Genomic DNA, 18,624 nt, shown 5'->3' on the forward strand with positions numbered 1-18,624 from the left:
TGCGCCCGCTTCCAATACCGCAACCGGGGACAGAACCGTGCTACCCGATCTGACCAGACGACACTTCATGACCGCAGGAGGACTTTCGATCATGGCCGCGATGACGGGGATGCAGCCGGCAGGGGCCGCGACGTGGCGCGATGAGATTCGCGCGATCGCGTTCGACGTCCAGGGGACGTGCGTCGACTTCTATCAGCCGATCCTGCGCGCGGGAGAAGCCATCAACACGGCGAAGGGGCTCGCGCTCGACTGGGCCAAGCTCTCGAGCGAATGGCGCGATCTCTATCGTGCCGCGCTCGACGACGTGATCGCCGGCAAACGGCCGTGGATCCGGGTCGACCGCATCTATCGCGAGGCGCTGGATGTGCTGCTCGATCGGCACGGCCTGTCGAAGGCCTTCTCCAAAGACGAGCGCGACGAACTGAATACGGTGTGGAGCAAGCTCGACGCCTGGCCCGACAGCGTCGAAGGGCTTGCGCGCCTGCGCAGCCGTTTCGTGACCTCGACATTGTCGAATGCCGGCATGGCCGCCGTGGTGGCGGTGGTCAAGCATGCCAAGCTGCCGTTCGATGCCGTGCTGACTGCGGAGCTTGCGCGCAGCTACAAGCCGTCACCGGCGGTGTATCAGCTCGCCGTCGACTATCTCGGATATCCTGCCGACAAGATCCTGATGGTCGCCTGCCACAAATACGATCTGAAGGCCGCCCGCGCCTTCGGCATGCGCACCGCGTTCGTTGCCCGTCCGCTGGAGTTCGGTCCGGCGGCAAAGGTCGACGTCGCGCCGGAGCCCTGGTTCGACCTTCACGTGGACAGCTTTACGCAGCTGGCCGACGCGCTTGTGCCGGTGTGACGATGCGCGGGCCCGATCCATGGGTCGAATGTGTCAGATGAACAACTGCGATCGCCGGAAGCGGTGAGGTAAGCACGCTGGTAGGGCTCCCTCCCCCCTTGCGGGGGAGGGTTGGGGAGAGGGGTGCTGCTTGCTCCGCTCTCTGTAAGAACCAGCTCGCGACGCGCATTGACAGACGATCATCCTTTCGCGCGCATTGCGCCCAGGGCCACCCCTCACCCCACCCTCCCCCACAAGGGGAGAGGGAGCCTGAGAGGCGTGCTCACCCGACGATCTCGCTAGAGCACCGGCGCGCCCGCTTCCGTGCAATTGGTCAGCCGCGCCGGCACGCCGACGGCGGTGCAGCCGGCGGGCACGTCCGACGTCACCAGTGCGCCAGCGCCGATCTTAGCGAAATCTCCAATGCTGAGATTGCCGATGACAGTGGCGCCGGCGCTGAGCAGCACGCCGTGACCGATCTTTGGCGCGTGGCGCGGGTCATCCTGATGCCGCGCGATGGTGACGTTCTGCAGGATCGTGACCTCGTCGCCGACCGACGCCAGCGCGCCGATGATGATGCCGGTGCCGTGATCGAGGAACACAGCGGTTCCGATTTGGGCCGAGGGATGAATGCTGATCTGCAACTGGACCGCCGCCGCGCTCTGCATCAGCAGCGCAAGGTCGGGATGATCCTGGCGCCACAGCCAGTTCGTGACACGCCAGGCTTGCAATGCGACGTAGCCTTTGAAGTTGCGGAACGGCGGCAGCAACCCTTTGATCGCCGGATCGCGGCGCACGATGGCGGTGAGATCAACGGCTGCGGCGTCGACCAGCGCGGGCTCGGCCGCGAACGCCTCGCGGGCCGCTCGCATGAACTGCGCGCGATCGGCATCGGTGCGGCAGATGGCCCGGCCAATCAGGAAGGCGAGCGCGCCAGCGAGGTCGCCCTGATCGAGGATGAAGGCGGCTGAGGCTTCGAGAAAGGGATCGGCCGCGATTGCAGTTTCAGCCTCGCGCCGGATCGCAAGCCAGAGATCATCAGAACTCACCGTCGCAGATCCCGCCATCGTCTTCGCCTCGTCACGCGTGCTCACACGATAGTGGGCGTGACTACCCCAAAATGCAAACCGCCCGCTTGCTTGTCGCAAACGGGCGGCTCAGGGCCATCAGGTTCTATGGGGGCACATCGCCTGAAGGCTAGCTACTGCCTCGCGTCATCAGCTCTGCGGCGGCTGGTCGTTCGGCGGGGTCGGACGGGTCTTGTGCTGCGCCATGAAGGCATCGAACTCTTCCTTGTCCTTGGCGTGACGCAGGCGATCGAGGAAGTTCTTGAACTCGACCTGCTCTTCCTCGAGCCGGCGCAGCGTATCCTGGCGGTACTCGTCGAAGGCGCGGTTGCCGCTCGAGGGCGGGCCGAAGCCGCCGAACGGGAAGCCGCGGCGCTCCATGCGGCTCTTCATCCGCTCCATCTTGTCCTGCATGCGCTCCATCTTGTTCTGCCAGCGATCCATGTCGTTGTGACTCCAACAGGCCATTTTTCTGCTCCCGAGTGTGAAAAAGAGAAGGGCGAGGCCGATCGGCCACCAGATCATGAAGCCGAGGATGATCCCGGCGATCTTCAGGGGATGCCACGGCGTCGCGTAGAAGTAGGGACGGTAGGGCTCTTCAGCGGGGCCGCGCCAGCGATTGACATCAGCGGTGTAGGCCATTTCCTTCTCCATCACGGCATCACGCCGTTGTGAATGTAAATAACATTTACATAGGTAGCCCATCCCCCGGGAAAGTCAAGCAGCGCGGATGACGCACCCCTCGGATTATTTTTGGCCTGGCCGTTGAACCTTATTTCGGCTTGCCCCACGGACCAGCCTTCTCGCCGGCCGGCTTGTCGTCGGCTGCCGCGGTTCCAGGCCGCTGGTCGGTCCGGAAGCCGAGACCGCGCAGGTAGATCAGCACTTCGGCCTCGAGCAGATCCTCCGGCGACATCGGCAGCTTGCGCCGCGCGGCATCGCCACGGCCGAACAGCGACGCGACGCCATGCGACATCGACCAGATGTGCAGCGCCATCATCATCGCCGGCGGCCGCGGCATACCCGGCGGCGCCAGCGCCGCGAGCCGTTCGGCAGCGGCACGGATGATCGCGAACGCCCGCTCGCTTGCAGCCATCAGCGTTGGATTCGCGTCGGGCGGCAGGCCGGATTCGAACATCGCGGAATAGAATGCGGGCTCCTCACGCGCGAAGGCGAGATAGGCCTTGCCGACCCGCTCGAACGCCGTGACGGTATCCGGGCGGCCGTCGTCCCAGGCTTGCGTCAGCAAAGACTCGAACTGCTCGAAGCCGCGCTGCGCGATGCTGGCGATCAGCTCGTCGCGGTCGCGAAAGTGCCGGTACGGTGCGGCGGGGCTGACGCCGGCCATGCGCGCGGCATCGGCGAAGGTGAAGCCGGCCGGCCCCTTCTTCGAGATCAGGTCGAGGGCGGCCTGCAGCAACGCCTCTTTGAGATTGCCGTGATGATAGCCGCGCTCGGCGCGGCCTTGGTCCTTGCGCCAGCTCATGTGAACGGCTTTTACATGAGCCGGCGGTAAAGGTCACTAGCGGCGGGACCGCGCGTCAATCAAGATTAACGGACTAGCCCAAGCCGTATGACTAGGCGGGGACGTAGGTCAACCGGATCGTGTTGTCGCCCAGCCGGTCGCTAGCCACGAGGCGGAGCGGCGCGCGCGGGCCGGTGAAGAATGGCTTGCCGCGACCGAGCACGACGGGCCGGAGGTAGATTTGATACTCATCGATCAGGCCGAGCTCGGTCAGGCATCCCGCGAGCTCCGGTCCGGCGACTTCGATCTCACCGTCGAGCCGGGCCTTCAACTCGCGCACCGCCACCGCGAGATCGCCCGCGACCAGGATCGCGTTGGGCCCGACCGACGTCAGCGAACGCGACACGACCCATTTTGGCCGGCTCCGCCACGCGGCCGCGTACTCGCGCTCCTCCGCGCCCCAATCGGGGAGGTCGTCGTCCCAGTAGCGCATCACCTCGTACATGCGGCGGCCGTACAACATACCGGTCACGCCACGCACCTGCTCGATGAAATGACGAAACAGCCCAGGTTCTGGCGGCATCGGCTGGTCGTGATCGACATAGCCGTCGAGCGGCTGGTTCAATCCAAAGACGAGCTTCGCCATCGCGCAAATCTCCACCTAGAGTTCAGATTGGATTGAGCCGGCGTGACGTGAGAACGACGTCGCTCCCGGGGGATGGGGCTGTCTCCGCATGTCGCATCGTGGAGAAAGCCCCCACCCGCATCGCATCGATGATGCGATGCGACCTAAGAGCGAGCTTCGCTCGTCTCGACCCCGCAAGCGGGAGAGGTTCAGGGAACTGGTGGCCTAACGCCCCGGGGCCTAACGCCCGGGGACTAGCGTCCCGGGATCGGCAGCACCGGCATGATCTCCACGGCTTCGCCCGGGAAGATCGAAAAGTGCGGGTGGTTCTCGAACAGCTTTGCCGCCGCCTCATGCGAGGGCGCGCGCACCACGGTGAAGCCGGTCAGATGATTGGTGATGTCGGCGGTGCCGCCCTCGCCGACCTTCTTGGTCTTGCCCAGCGGACCGCCCATCTCGACGATCACGTCGTGGTGCTTCTCGACCCAGGCGCCCCACGCGGCCATGCCCTGCTGCTCCTTGGCGCGCCGCTCGGCCTCCGGCATCGCGTTCCAGGCCGCCATCCGCGCGCCGGTCTTGCTGCCGAGATAGACGGCGAGGAAGGTGTTGCTGCTCATCGTGCTTCTCCGTTGTGGTGGTTGGTGGTGTGACGATCGGTTGGTGGCGCGGTGACGCCGTGCGGCGGCATCGCTTCTTGTTCGACTCCTTCGTTTTGCGCATGGTCTTCCGGAAAACCGCTGCGCACTTTTCCGGATCATGCGCTAACGCAGCGCCTTGCCCCAGCCGCCCTGCGGATGCTCGAAGGTGGCGGCCGCCTGCTGCACCTCCTCGGAGAAATCGGCCATCTCCTGCACCTGGCGGATCTCGATCATCTCGTTCGCGGTGGCCGGACACTGCTTTGCCCATTCGATCGCTTCCGCGCGCGAGGCGACCTCGATCATCCAGAAGCCGCCGATCACTTCCTTGGCCTCGGTGAACGGACCGTCGATCACGACGGGCTCGCCGGCGTCGAACTTGACGCGCGCGCCGGCGGCCGGCGGATGCAACCCCTCCAGCGTGATCAGCACGCCGGCGTCCTTCAGCGCCTGATTGTACCGCATCATCGCGGCGACGCGTTCGGGGTCGAGCTCGAGCTTGGCGGGGGCGGATTCGTAGCCGAGCGGGATCATCAGCATCATGAAGCGCATTGGTCGGGTTTCCCTATCTGTTGAATCTCTCGCAATCTTCACTTTCGTCATTCCGGGAAGCCCGACGCGACGGCGGCCCGGAATCCACGACCTGCGATCGTGATCATGTATTCCAGGCGCATCGCCTGCGCGATATCGCGGAACGACGACGGGCGTCATTTCTTTCCAGCCTGCGCGCGCAGGCGCTCGCCGCGTTCACGCAGCTCGGGCGTCAGCGCCTCGCCGAAATCGTCTGCCGAGAACACCTGGCGGATTTCGATCTCGGAGCCGCCGTCGAACGGTGCGCGCTTCATCCAGCCGATCGCTTCATCGAGCGATTTGGTCTCGATCAGCCAGAAGCCGCAGACCAGATCGCCGCTCAGGCTGAACGGGCCGTGCGACACCGTGCTCTGTCCGCCGGCATATTTGACCCGCGCGCCCTTGTTGGTCGGATGCAGGCCCTCGCCGGCCTGCATCACGCCGGCCTTGACCATCTCCTCGTTGAACTTGCCCATTGCCGCGAGCAGCTCGGTGCTCGGCATCACCCCGGCCTCGGTATCCTTGTTCGCCTTCACGATCACCCTGAACTTCATCGTCGTGCTCCGTTGTCTCCGAGCCGATCTCAGCACCGGCGCTCGGTTGAAAGACGATGGAGGATTTGCGCGGCCGACACGGTCATTGAAATTATTTCCGAGGTCATTGACACGCGCGCTAGTCGTCGATGGCCTGATAGGCGAGCGTCCAGAAATCCGAATACACCGGCAGCGGCTGCGGCGAATCCATCATGCGCTGGGTCAGCAGGATTCCGGTCATCGCCTCGCGCGGGTCGGAATACCAGGAAGTGCCGTAACCGCCGTCCCAGCCATAGCGGCCTGGCACATCACAGAGATCGTCCCGCGTGGTCACGACCGACAGCCCGAAACCCCAGCCCCGCGCGCCGAGCAAAAACTCGGAGCCAAGTTTCTGCTCCGGCGTAATTTGGTTCGAGGTCATAAGCTCGACCGAGGGACGCGACAGGATCCGCTCGGTGCCGAGCCGCCCGCCATTCAGCATCATCTGGGCGAAGGCGTTGAAATCGTCCGCGGTCGACACCAGCCCGGCGCCGCCATTCTCGAATGCCGGCGGCGCGGCATATTTGCCGGTCGCGGGTTCGTCGAACACTTTCAGCGTGCCGGTCGCGTGATCGCTGGCATAGCAGGTCGCAAACCGCGTCAGCTTGTGTTGCGGCACGTGGAAAGCCGTATCCTTCATGCCGAGCGGTTCAAAGATCCGTTGCTGCAGGAAGCCCGCGAACGAGGTTCCGGCAACGCGCGCGATCAGGACGCCGAGGATCAGGCTTCCGGTGTTGTAGAGCCAGCGCTCGCCGGGCTGATAGGCCAGCGGCAGCGTGCCGTAGCGGCGCAGCAACTCGTCCGGCGGAAACGACGGAAATACCGGCCCGGGTGCGAAGCCGGCATCCGCGATCGCCATCTGGATCGGATAGCGCGCCGGATACATCGGGATCATGCCGAGCCCGAGGCGGAAGGTGAGCAGATCGCGCAGCGTGATCGCGCGCCTTGCCGGCACCGTGTCATCGACCTCGGATTCGATGGTGCGCAACACACGGCGATCGGCGAGCTCGGGCAGCCAGCGATCGAGGGGATCATCGAGCCTGAGCCGGCATTCCTCGACCAGGATCATCGCGGCGACCGCCGTCACCGGCTTGGTCATCGAGGAAATGCGGAAGATGGTGTCGCGCTGCATCGGCGGCCCGCCCACCGCCATGCGTCCGAGCACATCGGCATGGATCTCGCCGCGACGGCTGACCAGCGCCACGAGGCCGGGTACGTCGCCATCATCGATATGCCGCGCCAGCCCCTCGCGCATGCGTCCGAGCCGTGCCTGCGACAGACCACTGCCCTCACTTGCTATCGACATTGTCCGGTTTCCTTTGCAGAGTTCACGCTCGCCGACGACGACGCCCGGGCGAGCGCGCGATTGATCACGAGGCTGCCCTATCGCTCCTGCCTGACGAGTTCGCCGTCCTGATGCGACGGGCCGAAATAGACGTCGATCCGCGACACCTTGTCGCCGTCGAACACGAAGAACTCGGTGTTGCGGAAGCTCTTGCCGTCCTTGGCCACGCATCGATAGGTGACGAAGGCCTCGATGCCGTCGACCATGATGCGCTCGATCTCGTGACGGCCGATCCAGCCACTGTCGCGCCAGCACTCGGCGAAATAGCGTGGCTTGTCGATGTTCTCGCCATAGGGCGTCGAGAAGCGGAAATCCTCCGAAAACGCCGCCTCGACGCTTGCGCGGTCATTGGCGAGATAGGCGGCGAAGAGGGAGCGGATGATCTCCGCCCTGTTGCCAGCTGCAGCCATGTCGTCTCCACACAGATCGCCCGGGCCTCCGGAGCGCCAAGCGCTCCAGAACCCGGGCCTCAGGTACAAGACGAATGGAACGGCGCGAAAGCGACATCGCGCCGTCATTTATTTTCGGGACGGGACCGGACCAGGGTTCCCGTCAGGACTCCTGCGGGAACATGCCGAAATAAGGCTCGGCCTCGTCGAGGACGCGCGCGAAGGACGGCCGCGCCTTCAGCCGCTCGAGATAGGCAGCGAGATGCCGGTGGCCCTCTCCGATCGGCTCGACCTTGTTGCCATAGAACAGCGCCGGGGCGGCGGAGCAATCGGCCAGCGAGAAGCGTTCGCCCATCATCCAGCCGCCATGCGCGAGGTATTTATCCAGGATCGCATAGGAGGTACGGAGCTGCGCCCGCGCCTCGGCGACGCCATGCGGGTCCTTCTTGTCCGCCGGCCGCAGCCGGTCGCCGATGACCTTCTGCATCGGCAGATGGACATAGAGATCGAGGAAACGATCGCGCAGCCGGGTCTGCAGCGCGAGGTCCGGGTCGTCCGATATCAGCTTGGCGGTGCCGGGATAATGCCGGTCTAGATATTCGATGACGATGCTCGATTCAGGCACCGTCTCGTCCCTCGTCTCGTCGCGCAGCACGGGGAAGCGACCGATCGGCCACAGCGCGAGCAGCGCCGCGCGCTCGGCGGGATCGCCGAGATTGACCATGTGCGGCGTGAACGGCGCACCGTTCTCGTACAGTGCGACCAGCGCCTTCCAGCAGAACGAGGACAGCGGGTGGTAATGCAGGGTGAGCGACATCAAAACTCCATCATGGAACCAGAGGTCCGAGGACGAACCACAGGCCACCCTGCCGACATCTCGTGCCGCGATTTATTTTGCTCTCGCCGGAGCGCGGTAGCCAGCTCGCTGTCCGAGATCAAGGCTGCGATCGCCGGCGTCAACGAATACATCACCTCCACCTCCACCGCCGCCGCGGTCGAGGAGCAGAGCATCGTGACGCAGGACATGTCCACAAACATGCAGCGCGCTTCCGCCGAACTCGCGGCGTAAGCAGCGGTGCGATCCTCGAAGGATGAGCGTCCCGGGCTGGGGGCCGCGCATCCTTCGAGACGCGCCTTAGATTGCGCAGAGCCGGCTAGTACAGATTGCTCCATCTAGCCATTGACCACCGCGAATGTTGCGTCATTCTGATGACGCGACAACGCGTGAGCAATTGCGATGGGCATCTACGTCTACATGCTTCGCTGCGCCGATGGGTCCTTCTATCGGCAGTGCCACCGGCGACGATCTCGCGCCGCGAATTGAACAGCACAACATGGGAGCCTACCCCGGCTACACTTTCAACCGGCGACCGGTTGTCCTCGTATGGTCGCAGCACTTCGATCGCATCACTGACGGCATCGCGGCAGGTCAAAGGCTGGGGTCGGGCTAAGAAGGAAGCGTTAACGCGGTCGGATTGGGGCGCAGTCAGCCGGCTGGCACGTCGTAGAGGTGGTGCTCCACCTTCCGAACCGAACATCGATCCTTCCCCTTCATCCTGAGGTGCGAGCGGAGCGAGCCTCGAAGGATGGATCGGCCACAGACGGGCCGTGCATCCTTCGAGACGCGCTTCGCGCTCCTCAGGATGACGGAGAAATATCATATCGTCGGTTGTTGACACCTCTGCATAAAGGTCGCAGACGGTCGGGACTTCCTGCCCGAACCGATGGACCTCCCGATGAACGCCTCCGCACACAAAGTCGCACTCGTGACCGGCGCCGCGCGCGGCATCGGGCTTGCCGCGGCGAAGCGCTTTCTTGCCGACGGCTGGCGCGTCGCGCTGCTCGACATCGAAGGGGAATTGCTGCGCACCGCGGTCGCGGCCTTGAAGCAGCCCGACGACACGCTGGCGCTGACCTGCGACGTCTCCGATGCCGACGGCGTCGCCAAAGCGATCACGGCGATCACGGACCGATTCGGCCGGCTCGACGCGCTGGTCAACAACGCCGGCACGGCGGTGTTCGCGCCGGTGCTGGAGACCTCCGACGCCGACTGGAACCGGATCATGGCGGTTAACCTCACCGGCCCGTTCCTGTGCACCAAGGCGGCCGCACCAGTGATGCGCGAGCATGGCGGCGGTGCGATCGTCAACATCACCTCGATCTCGGCGGTACGCGCCTCGACGCTGCGCTCAGCCTACGGCACCAGCAAGGCCGGGCTCGCACACCTCACCAAGCAGCTCGCGGTCGAGCTCGCCTCGCTCGGCATCCGCGTCAACGGCGTGGCGCCCGGCCCGGTCGAGACCGCGATGGCGAAAGCCGTGCACACGCCGGAGATCCGCGCCGACTATCACGACGCCATCCCGCTCAACCGCTATGGGCTGGAGGAGGAGCTGGCGGAAGCGATCTTCTTCCTGTGCTCGGACCGTGCCAGCTACATCACCGGCCAGATCCTCGCCGTCGACGGCGGCTTCGACGCCGCCGGCATCGGCCTGCCGACCCTGCGCGGCCAGCGACGAAATGGGTGACGTCGACCGCGCATTCAATGCTGCTCCGTCACCCTGAGGTGGCCGCTCCGTCAGCGGCCCTCGAAGGGTCGACGGCCCGGCTGGTGGCCGATTCATCCTTCGAGGCTCGCCCAGCGGCGCAAGTGCGCCGCAAGGCTCGCACCTCAGGATGACGGAATTTCTAGTGCCGGAGAGTGATTAACACCCGTTCACTGCAACAACGCGCCACGCATTCTCCAACCGATCGATCCGCGTCAGCGACAGCGGATCGATCACGAAGCGCAGCGCAAGCTCCGGCGCGAGATCGAGCGCGATCGCGAGGATCGCGCGGATGGTGCCGGAATGCACCACCAGCACGACGTCGCCGGACGGCAGGTGCCTAAGCCCTGCCCGCGCGCGCGCGATCTGGTCGGCAAAGCTCTCACCGCCCGGCGGACGGTTGGTCCCCGGCGAATTCCAGAACCCGCGATAGGCCGCGGCACCGAGCTCTTGCTCGATCTCGCTGTGGCGACGGCCGGTCCAGTTGCCGAAATCCTGTTCGCGAAAGGCGTCGTCTTCCGTTGCCGTGAGACCGAGCCGTGCTGCGGTCTCGCGCGTCCGGCGCGCCGGGCTGCAGACCGCGACCGCGTCAACTGGAAGCCTCGCCTGCAACGCGGCGAATGCAGTGGCATCGCCGAGGTCCGCCGGCGCATCCGGCGCATGGATCACGCCGCGCGGTCCGTCGACCGGCGCGTGACGGATCAGCCAGAGATGCGTTTCTCTGTCCATCTCCCGCCTACCCCAACCGCGCCGCGAGCAGCACCAGGATCGCAGTCTCCGCGACCTGTTCGGCGCCGCCAAGCACGTCACCGGTCTGGCCGCCGATCTGCCGCTTTGCCAGCAGCGCCATGATCAGCGCGCCCGCGCCGGCCGCGATCGCTGCCAGCAGTGCGCTGCCGAGGGGCAGAGCGAGGATTGCGATCAAAAGCGCGATGCCGGCCGCGACCGCGGCGATCGCACCATCGGGCCGGCCTGCATTGGCCGCGAGCCCATCCTTGCGCGCATAAGGCAGGCTGATCGCGATCCACGGCAGCACGCCGCGGCCGAGCGCATGGGCCGCGATCAGGCCCTGCACCACCATGCCATCGGGAAGCGCGGCCAGTGCCGCAAGCTTGGTGGCAAAGCTCACCACCAGCGCCAGCGCGCCATAGGTGCCGAGCCGGCTGTCGCGCATGATCTCGAGCTTGGCCGCTGTATCGCGGCCGCCGCCGAACCCGTCGGCGACGTCGGCAAGCCCGTCTTCATGCAGAGCGCCGGTCAACAGCGCAGCCCCACCGAGCGCAAGCGCCGCCGCGGCGAGATCCGGCACGCCGATCGCCCGCAGCAGCAGGCAGAGCAGGCCGACGGCCGCCCCGATGCCGGCCCCGACCAGCGGAAACAGCCGCTGCGCTCGCGCAAAGCTCTCCGGCCGCGCCCCGTCCGGGTGCGGCATCGGCAGCCGGGTCAGGAAAGCGGTGGCGGTCCTGAGATCGTCGAGCCATTGATTCATGGTGAAGGCCTGGAAATTGGGCTAAAGCGCGACGGGATCGGGCTCAATCTCCATCGCGCTTGAGCTTCTTGTTAGGGCATGATCGCCGCGCAAACGCCAGGCGTTTGTCAGGAGGGAAAACCGCTTCACGCTTTTCCGGATCATGCTTTAGCTTGCGGCCCGTTCGACGAGGGAATCGCATGCAGTTCAGTACTCTAGACGACATCCGCAGCTTTTGTCGCGACCTGCCCCAGGGCGACGAAGCCAGCGCTGCGGCCGCTACGGTTCGCCAGCAGAACCTGACCAAGCCGCCGGGCAGCCTCGGCCGGCTGGAGGAGGCTGCGATCTGGCTGGCGCGCTGGCAGGGGCGCGAGATCCCCCGGCTCGACAAGGTCACGATCGCAGTGTTTGCCGGCAATCACGGCATCGCCGAGCGCGGCGTCTCCGCCTATCCGTCCGAGGTTACCGTGCAGATGGTGGCGAATTTTGCCGCTGGCGGTGCCGCGATCAACCAGATCGCAAAGCTTGCCGGCGCCGAGCTGCGTGTCGAGGCGCTCGAGCTCGCGCGGCCGACCCGCGATTTCACGATGGCGCCGGCGATGGACGGCGCCGATTTCCTGGTCGCACTCGACACCGGCTGGCGCACGGTGCCGGAGCAATGCGATTTGCTCGTGGTCGGCGAGATGGGGATTGCCAACACCACGGTGGCCGCGACGCTGTGCGCGGCATTGATGGGCGGGCGCGGCGCGCGCTGGGCCGGCCGCGGCACCGGCGTCGACGATGCCGGCCTGCTGCGCAAGCGCACCACGATCGATACCGCGCTCAAAATGCACCGCAACCTGCTCGATGATCCGCTCGCCGTCGCAGTCGCGCTCGGCGGGCGCGAGCTCGCGGCAATCTTCGGCGCCGTGCTGGCGGCGCGTGCAAGATCGATCCCGGTGCTGCTCGACGGCTTCGTCGCGACATCGGCGGTGCTGCCGCTGGCGCGGCTTGTACCCAACGGCCTCGCGCATTGCCGCGCCGGGCACGTCTCGGCCGAACTCGGCCATCGCGAATTGCTGCGCGAACTTCAGCTCGCCCCCTTGCTCGATCTCGAGATGCGGCTCGGCGAAGCCTCCGGCGCGGGGATCGCGATCCTGCTGTTGCGCGCGGCGCTCGCCTGCCACGGCGGCATGGCGACCTTCGCCGAGGCCGGCGTCTCCAGCGCAGACTGACAAACTGTCGCCGCATGAGCTAGCCTATGCTCTCAGCCTGAGCATGCCCTTGGGAAAACCGCTTCACACTTTCCGGATCATGCCCCAGGGCTCGGCGCGAGCCAGAGCGACGTCAACGGAAGGAACCGCCACATGCGTATCGGGGCGATCTGGACGATCATGATCTTGGGGATGGCGGCGCTGCTTGCCGATGTTTCAAGCGCTGAAGCCGACGTTCGTATCCTTGCCAGCCCCGGCGGACAGGTCGGTCCGTTCATCGATCTGTTCGACAAGGTGCGCGAGTCCGGCGAGCGCGTGGTGATCGACGGGCCGTGCCTGTCGGCCTGCACGCTGGTGCTCTCGATGGTGCCGGGCGACCGCATCTGTGTGACGCGGCGCGCCGTGCTCGGCTTCCACGCCGCACGCTCGATCGACCAGCGCGGCCGGACCTATGCGGAGCCGGAAGCATCCGTCGCCGTGCTGCAAGCCTATCCGGCGCCGGTGCGCAGCTGGATCGTGCGCCGCGGCGGCCTGACCTCACGCCTGCTGCTGCTGCGCGGCCGCGAGCTCGCTACGATCTATCCGCGGTGCAGGTGACGCGCGATCTCGTAGGGTGGGTTAGCCGAAGGCGTAACCCACCGTTGTCGTCACACAGCCACTTGCGCGGATGAGAGACCGGCGGCGGGTTACGCTTCGCTAACCCGCCCTACGATTCTGGCGTGTCTGCGACCTACATCTGCTGCGGACAGTTCACCATCCAGGGGATGCCGAACTGATCCACGCACATGCCGAAGCCGTTGGAGAAGAAGGTCTTGCCGAAAGGCATGGTGACCGTGCCGCCCTCGGACAGCGCCTTGAAGCGGCGTTCGGCCTCAGCGGGATCCTCGACCTGCAGCGCGACGTGGAATCCCTGCGCCTTCTGGAAATGGCCGGGCGGGGCGTCGGAGGCCATGATGATCTCGCCGTCGATCGTGAGGCGGGCATGCATGATCTTGTCCTTCCAGCCGGGCGGCGTCTGCATCTCCGCATTGCCCTCGCCGTAGGGATAGGTTTCCTCGATCCGCGCACCGAGAACCTTCTGGTAGAAGTTCAGCGCGGCGCCGCAATTGCCGTCATAGGAGAGATAGGGGTTGACCTGCATCGCATGCTCCCTTGGGTAGATTCTGGTTCTGGCGCATTTTCTTCACGCGAACCGGTAAACCACTTCGCTCGAAAACGCGCTATTTTTCCGTCAGCTTCTTCAGATTGGCGAGACCGACCTCGAAATCCTTGCCGATCATGTGGTCCAGGTTCATGAACACCTGCATCACCTTCGACATGAAGACGGCCGGACCATACATGGTCCATGTGACGCTGGTCGCATCTCCCTGCGGCAGCATTGTGAACTCGGCGGTGTTGTGGCCCTCGAACGGCTTGAGGAAGTCGAGCTTGATGACGACCTTCGTCGGCGCGGACGACTGCAGGATCTCCATGCGGCCGGTGCCGACATTCTTGTTGCCGTCCCAGGCATAGACCGCCCCCTGCCCGCGCCCGGCGCCGTCATAGGTGCGCTTCATGTCCGGATCCCGGTTCTCGTAGGGCGACCAGGCCGTCCACTGCCGGAAATCGTCGATCAGCGGAAATATCCGTTCGGCCGGCGCCTTGATGCTGGTGGCGCGCGTGACGCGGAACGTGCTCGGCTTGGTCGCCGCAAGGATGAGAACGACGGCAATCGCGACCGCAAGGACAATCGCGATGATGGCAAGGGTCTCGAACATGATGGTCTCCAAATGCATGAATCGAAGAATTAGAGCGTTTCGAACGAAGTGAGTAGCGGTTCGCATCAAGCAAACGCGTCAAACCAACTCAGCGGCGGAACGGCAGCAGCGCACGCAGATTGCCGTCGCGCAGATAGAGCCCGCCCCACACCATCAGGCCGAGATAGAGCCCGAACAGCGTATGGGTGAACAGCGGGCTGCCGATCCGCACATGCGATGCGATCGCGCCGCCGAGATAGCCGGTGAGCAGGATGGCGCCGAGGATCGAGGTCGGCGGCACCGAGTACAACAGCGTGCAGACGATGGTGATGATGCCGAGGCTGCGCGCCAGCGTATCGCTCGCGCCCCAGCCCATCTTGTCCATGGTCTCGGTGACGACCGACAATGGCACCAGCTTGATGGCGCCATCGAACAGCAGGAAGAGAACGACCACGCCGCTCATGACGCGGCCGGTGATGCGGGCGGGCTTTGAGACTTCGGTCTCGACGATCGTCGACATGACGGGCTCCGTAACGCTTGGTGATGCTCTGTCATCTAGACGAACGGTGGGATACGGGGCCGACACTGCGCGGGAAGATTTTTTGGAGGGCGCGACGAGAGCTGTGACCGCGCAACCAGACAGCGAAGACGATGTCGATCATCTCACCCGGGGCTTACCCCTCTCCCCACCCTCCCCCGCAAGGGGGGAGGGAGCCTGACCTGCGTGCTCACCTCACGTAATTTCCGCACGCTCACCTCACGTAATTGTTGGCGTGGCCGCGAACGAGTTTGCTCGCCGCACGCTGATCCGCGGTTTGACGCGTAGGTTCTGCGTTTGTGTAAGGGACACACCGGCGGTAGGGTTCCCTCCCCCCTTGCGGGGGAGGGTTAGGGAGAGGGGTACCGCACGGGAAGTCTCCCAACTCGGACACGAACAACGCGCGACCAGGCGCGCGCCCTACTTCGCCTTCACATTGCGCGGCTGGCTGTCGCGCATCAGGCGGTCGATGTGCATGCGGATGTGGGCCGCCTCGGCCGTGGTGTTGGCGAGCGCGATGGCGCGGTCGAAGGCGACACGCGCCTCCTCGTTGCGGCCGAGCTGCATCAGGAAGGCGCCGCGCACGCCGAAATAATGGAAGTAATTCGACAGCCGCGGCGCCAGCGGCTCGATCATCTCGAGCGCGGCTTCCGCCCCCTTCACCTTGGAGACCGCAACCGCGCGATTGAGCGTGATCACCGGCGACGGCTGCATGACCTCGAGCGCGCCGTAGAGCAGGTCGATCTGGGTCCAGTCGGTATCCTCGGGCTTTTCCGCGCGGGCGTGCAGCGCGGCGATCGCCGCCTGCACCTGATAGGGCCCGCTGCGGCGATGGCGCATCGCCTTGTCGATCAGCGCTGCGCCCTCGGCGATCAGCTTCTGGTTCCACAGAGTGCGGTCCTGGTCGTCGAGCAGGATCACCTGGCCGTCGGCATCGAAACGTGCCTCGGCGCGGGCGTGCTGCAGCAACAGCAGCGCGGTCAGCCCCATGATCTCCGGCTCGCTTTGGAACAGCCGCAGCAGCAGGCGGGCGAGGCGGATCGCCTCCTCGCACAGCGGCGAGCGGATCTCGGCAGTGTCGCCGCTCGCCGAATAGCCCTCGTTGAAGATCAAATAGATCATCGCCGCGACCGACGCGAGCCGCTCGCTGCGCTCGACCGCGCCCGGCGTCTCGAACGGCACGTTGGCGTCGGCGACGCGCGCCTTGGCCCGCGTGATGCGCTGCTCCATCGCGGCCTCCGAGACCAGGAAGGCGCGCGCGATCTGCTTCACCGTGAGGCCGGAGACGATGCGCAGCGCCAGCGCGATCTGCTGGGTCGGCGGCAGGTCCTTGTGACAGCAGATGAACAGCAGCCGCAGGATGTCGTCGCGATAATGCGAGCCGTCGAGCCGCTCGGCGATCTCGTCCTCGGCGTCGTCGAGGTCGGAGATCGCCCGGTCGTCGTCGGGCAGCGCCTCCTGCTTCTTGCTGCGCCTGATGTCGTCGATCGCGACATTGCGGCCGACCATGATCAGCCACGACGCCGGGTCGCGCGGCGGGCCGTTCTGCGGCCAGCTCTTCAGCGCCCGCAGGCAGGCGTTCTGGAAGGCTTCCTCGGCGGTGTCGAGATTGCGGAAGTAGCGCAGCAATGCGCCAACCGCCTGGGGACGCGCCGACGTCAGCGCGGCATCGATCCAGGCGGTGTCGGTCACGCTCACGTCTTTGCGCTCCCCGGAGTGAAGTATCCGACCGGGCGGATCTCATAGGTGCCGCCGGGATTGGCCTCGCCGAGGTCGCGCGCGATGTCGAGCACCTCGTCGAGATTCTTGCCCTCGACCAGATAGAAGCCGAGCAGCTGCTCCTTGGTCTCGGCGAACGGGCCGTCCAGCACCAGCGGCGGGTTTTCCTTGCGCAGCGTGGTCGCAGCCGTGGTCGGCAACAGCCGCGCCACCGGGCCGAGCTTGCCCTGCTTGGCGAGCTTGTCCTGCACGACGGACAATTTCTGCATGACCGAGGCGTCGTGCTCCTTGCTCCAGGAACCGACCATGTCTTCGTCATGATAGCAGAGGATGGCGTACAGCATCGAAAAGGCGTCTCCGTTCATTGCAAGAACGAACGATTATGCCCGCTGCCGACAGCGTGAGCGAAAGAAATTTCGGTTCCGGATGCCGGCGATGGATTTTGGCCGAAACGTCATGGCGCGCCGCGACAGACCGAAGGCCGTGGTCGCGGCGATGGCACGTCAGGTCATCGCCATGACGACGCCGCTGCGATCACCAGTAGACACCGTAGCGGGCGGCGATGCGGCGCGCCTTGGCTTCATCGCTCTCCCGGCGGCTGGTCTGGCTCCGCTTCACCGGGCGCGATGCCTGCGCCCTCAAGGCCTCGGCCGGCTGGGCCTGCGACGGCGCCGGCTGGGCCTCGGCCTGATCAGGAGCAACGGCCGGTTGCGCCTGAGCCGGTGTATCGGCGTCTGCGAGCACGAGACCACGGCTCTGGCCCGCGTGCGCCGTGGCGGCGGTGGCTGCGATGAAAGCCGCGATCAGGATCAGCTTGCGCATGGAAGTTCTCCCCTGATGATGGCAGGAGACTAGGGAGCGGGCCGGACCCGCTCTGTGACATTCGTCACATTGATTTTGGAGGTATCTGGATGGGTAAGGGCGCACTGGCGCTGCTGATCAATGGCGGCTCGGAAAACTGGTCGTCGGCGCGCTGGAAGGCGCGGTTCGACACGGTCTGCCCGGATCGCCCGGTGGTGCTGCTGCCGGACGGCGCGCTCGATCCCGCGGAGGTGCATTACGCCGCGGTGTGGAAACCGAAGCCGGGCGAGCTCGCTTCGTTCAAGAACCTGCGCGTGATCTTCAATCTCGGCGCCGGCGTCGATGCGCTGATGGCCGACCACTCGCTGCCCGACGTGCCGCTGGTGCGGGTCTCGGTCTCCGATCTCACCGACCGCATGACCGAATATGTCGTGCTGCACGTGCTGATGCATCACCGTCAGGAGCTGTATCTGCGCGAGTCGCAACGACAGAAGCGCTGGGCGCCGGACTATCAATGGGCGGCGAACGCCATCACGGTCGGCGTGATGGGGCTCGGCACGCTCGGCGCAGCCGCAGCGCAGGCGCTGCGCGCGCTCGGCTTCCGTGTCGTCGGCTGGAGCCGCAGCGAGAAGCGGATCGACGGCATCGCCTGCCATCACGGCAACGACGGGCTCGACACGTTCCTGCGCGCGACCAACATCCTGGTCTGCCTGCTGCCGCTGACGCCGGATACGCGGCATGTGCTGAACCGCGATGCGTTCGCCAAGCTGAACCGCACCAGCCCGCTCGGCGCACCCGTCATCATCAATGCCGGCCGCGGCGGCCTGCAGAACGAAGCAGATATTTTGCGCGCGCTCGACGACGGCACGCTGGGCGCCGCCTCGCTCGACGTCTTCGAGACCGAGCCGCTGCCCGAGGCGAGCCCGTTCTGGAGCCATCCGAGGGTGGTGCTGACGCCGCACAACGCCGCCGACACCGACGCCGACGAGATCTCGAAATACGTCGCGCAGCAGATCGCGCGCTTCGAGCAAGGCGGCGAGCTGGAGAACGTGGTCGATCGCAAGCGGGGGTACTAGCGCGAAGCCGTCATTGCGAGGAGCGAAGCGACGAAGCAATCCATGCCACCGCA

24 protein-coding genes and 1 pseudogene are annotated in these 18,624 nt (G+C 65.7%); 7 read left to right on the plus strand and 18 right to left on the minus strand.

Annotated features, from left to right (window positions below):
• The coding region (locus QDT69_RS16470; RefSeq protein ID WP_347952044.1) for a haloacid dehalogenase type II at positions 1-850 on the plus strand (850 nt) is incomplete at its 5' end.
• A 278-nt stretch (positions 851-1,128) separates the two neighbouring features.
• Here QDT69_RS16470 and QDT69_RS16475 read toward each other — a convergent pair.
• The 10 genes from QDT69_RS16475 to QDT69_RS16520 all read right to left on the minus strand — a co-directional run bounded on the left by QDT69_RS16475 (position 1,129) and on the right by QDT69_RS16520 (position 8,314).
• On the minus strand, positions 1,129-1,896 hold the full coding sequence (locus tag QDT69_RS16475; RefSeq protein WP_279707540.1) for a serine acetyltransferase: 768 nt from the start codon (positions 1,894-1,896) through the stop codon (positions 1,129-1,131).
• Between the two features lie 150 nt (positions 1,897-2,046).
• Entirely contained in the window at positions 2,047-2,538 is a 492-nt protein-coding gene (locus QDT69_RS16480) for a DUF2852 domain-containing protein (protein ID WP_279707541.1), read from the minus strand.
• Positions 2,539-2,668: 130 nt separating this feature from the next.
• A complete protein-coding gene (locus tag QDT69_RS16485; RefSeq protein WP_074131438.1) occupies positions 2,669-3,382 on the minus strand; it encodes a TetR/AcrR family transcriptional regulator in 714 nt (237 codons plus the stop codon).
• A gap of 91 nt (positions 3,383-3,473) precedes the next feature.
• Positions 3,474-4,007 carry a dihydrofolate reductase family protein gene (locus QDT69_RS16490; RefSeq protein WP_279707542.1) on the minus strand — a complete coding sequence of 178 codons (534 nt, stop codon included), beginning with the start codon at positions 4,005-4,007 and terminating at the stop codon, positions 3,474-3,476.
• Between the two features lie 233 nt (positions 4,008-4,240).
• On the minus strand, positions 4,241-4,603 hold the full coding sequence (locus QDT69_RS16495; protein ID WP_279707543.1) for a hypothetical protein: 363 nt from the start codon (positions 4,601-4,603) through the stop codon (positions 4,241-4,243).
• Positions 4,604-4,747: 144 nt separating this feature from the next.
• Entirely contained in the window at positions 4,748-5,173 is a 426-nt protein-coding gene (locus tag QDT69_RS16500) for a YciI family protein (RefSeq protein ID WP_050629712.1), read from the minus strand.
• A 155-nt stretch (positions 5,174-5,328) separates the two neighbouring features.
• Complete coding sequence (locus QDT69_RS16505; protein ID WP_279707544.1) at positions 5,329-5,745, minus strand: YciI family protein; 417 nt, start codon at positions 5,743-5,745, stop codon at positions 5,329-5,331.
• Positions 5,746-5,863: 118 nt separating this feature from the next.
• Positions 5,864-7,069 carry a serine hydrolase gene (locus QDT69_RS16510; protein ID WP_279707545.1) on the minus strand — a complete coding sequence of 402 codons (1,206 nt, stop codon included), beginning with the start codon at positions 7,067-7,069 and terminating at the stop codon, positions 5,864-5,866.
• Positions 7,070-7,146: 77 nt separating this feature from the next.
• Positions 7,147-7,518 (minus strand): nuclear transport factor 2 family protein, encoded by a 372-nt coding sequence (locus QDT69_RS16515; protein WP_279707546.1) that lies wholly within the window; start codon positions 7,516-7,518, stop codon positions 7,147-7,149.
• A 142-nt stretch (positions 7,519-7,660) separates the two neighbouring features.
• Positions 7,661-8,314, minus strand: coding sequence for a glutathione S-transferase family protein (locus QDT69_RS16520; RefSeq protein WP_279707547.1), 654 nt, complete (start codon positions 8,312-8,314; stop codon positions 7,661-7,663).
• Between the two features lie 12 nt (positions 8,315-8,326).
• Here QDT69_RS16520 and QDT69_RS16525 point away from each other — a divergent pair, with 12 nt between their 5' ends.
• The 3 genes and pseudogenes from QDT69_RS16525 to QDT69_RS16535 all read left to right on the plus strand — a co-directional run bounded on the left by QDT69_RS16525 (position 8,327) and on the right by QDT69_RS16535 (position 10,022).
• Positions 8,327-8,566, plus strand: a complete 240-nt coding sequence (locus QDT69_RS16525) for a hypothetical protein (RefSeq protein ID WP_279707914.1) — start codon at positions 8,327-8,329, stop codon at positions 8,564-8,566.
• A 168-nt stretch (positions 8,567-8,734) separates the two neighbouring features.
• Positions 8,735-9,057 (plus strand): annotated as a pseudogene (locus tag QDT69_RS16530) (GIY-YIG nuclease family protein).
• 176 nt (positions 9,058-9,233) lie between these two features.
• Positions 9,234-10,022, plus strand: a complete 789-nt coding sequence (locus QDT69_RS16535) for an SDR family NAD(P)-dependent oxidoreductase (protein ID WP_279707548.1) — start codon at positions 9,234-9,236, stop codon at positions 10,020-10,022.
• 177 nt (positions 10,023-10,199) lie between these two features.
• On the opposite strand, the gene QDT69_RS16540 is transcribed toward QDT69_RS16535, so the two are convergent.
• Together QDT69_RS16540 and cobS are read right to left on the minus strand one after the other, a co-directional pair.
• On the minus strand, positions 10,200-10,769 hold the full coding sequence (locus QDT69_RS16540; RefSeq protein ID WP_279707549.1) for a histidine phosphatase family protein: 570 nt from the start codon (positions 10,767-10,769) through the stop codon (positions 10,200-10,202).
• Positions 10,770-10,776: 7 nt separating this feature from the next.
• Complete coding sequence (gene cobS, locus QDT69_RS16545) at positions 10,777-11,529, minus strand: adenosylcobinamide-GDP ribazoletransferase (protein WP_279707550.1); 753 nt, start codon at positions 11,527-11,529, stop codon at positions 10,777-10,779.
• Between the two features lie 179 nt (positions 11,530-11,708).
• Here cobS and cobT point away from each other — a divergent pair, with 179 nt between their 5' ends.
• Both cobT and QDT69_RS16555 read left to right on the plus strand, forming a co-directional pair.
• Positions 11,709-12,722 (plus strand): nicotinate-nucleotide--dimethylbenzimidazole phosphoribosyltransferase, encoded by a 1,014-nt coding sequence (cobT, locus tag QDT69_RS16550; RefSeq protein ID WP_279707551.1) that lies wholly within the window; start codon positions 11,709-11,711, stop codon positions 12,720-12,722.
• A gap of 132 nt (positions 12,723-12,854) precedes the next feature.
• Entirely contained in the window at positions 12,855-13,298 is a 444-nt protein-coding gene (locus QDT69_RS16555) for a hypothetical protein (protein ID WP_279707552.1), read from the plus strand.
• 133 nt (positions 13,299-13,431) lie between these two features.
• Here QDT69_RS16555 and QDT69_RS16560 read toward each other — a convergent pair whose 3' ends face one another.
• The 6 genes from QDT69_RS16560 to QDT69_RS16585 form a co-directional block, all read right to left on the minus strand.
• Entirely contained in the window at positions 13,432-13,842 is a 411-nt protein-coding gene (locus tag QDT69_RS16560) for a VOC family protein (RefSeq protein ID WP_279707553.1), read from the minus strand.
• Between the two features lie 79 nt (positions 13,843-13,921).
• Entirely contained in the window at positions 13,922-14,458 is a 537-nt protein-coding gene (locus QDT69_RS16565) for an SRPBCC family protein (RefSeq protein WP_279707554.1), read from the minus strand.
• 88 nt (positions 14,459-14,546) lie between these two features.
• Positions 14,547-14,957 (minus strand): DoxX family protein, encoded by a 411-nt coding sequence (locus QDT69_RS16570; RefSeq protein ID WP_279707555.1) that lies wholly within the window; start codon positions 14,955-14,957, stop codon positions 14,547-14,549.
• Between the two features lie 438 nt (positions 14,958-15,395).
• Positions 15,396-16,673, minus strand: a complete 1,278-nt coding sequence (locus tag QDT69_RS16575; protein ID WP_279707556.1) for an RNA polymerase sigma factor — start codon at positions 16,671-16,673, stop codon at positions 15,396-15,398.
• Complete coding sequence (locus QDT69_RS16580) at positions 16,670-17,038, minus strand: YciI family protein (RefSeq protein ID WP_050419610.1); 369 nt, start codon at positions 17,036-17,038, stop codon at positions 16,670-16,672. Before QDT69_RS16580 ends, QDT69_RS16575 begins: the two co-directional genes overlap by 4 nt.
• 190 nt (positions 17,039-17,228) lie before the next feature.
• Positions 17,229-17,516, minus strand: a complete 288-nt coding sequence (locus tag QDT69_RS16585; protein ID WP_279707557.1) for a hypothetical protein — start codon at positions 17,514-17,516, stop codon at positions 17,229-17,231.
• An 89-nt stretch (positions 17,517-17,605) separates the two neighbouring features.
• Between QDT69_RS16585 and QDT69_RS16590 the strand changes: the two genes are divergently transcribed.
• Positions 17,606-18,571, plus strand: a complete 966-nt coding sequence (locus QDT69_RS16590) for a glyoxylate/hydroxypyruvate reductase A (RefSeq protein ID WP_279707558.1) — start codon at positions 17,606-17,608, stop codon at positions 18,569-18,571.
• Positions 18,572-18,624 lie beyond the last annotated feature (53 nt).

This window comes from Bradyrhizobium sp. CER78 (genome assembly GCF_029846235.1).
Taxonomy (GTDB): Bacteria; Pseudomonadota; Alphaproteobacteria; order Rhizobiales; family Xanthobacteraceae; genus Bradyrhizobium.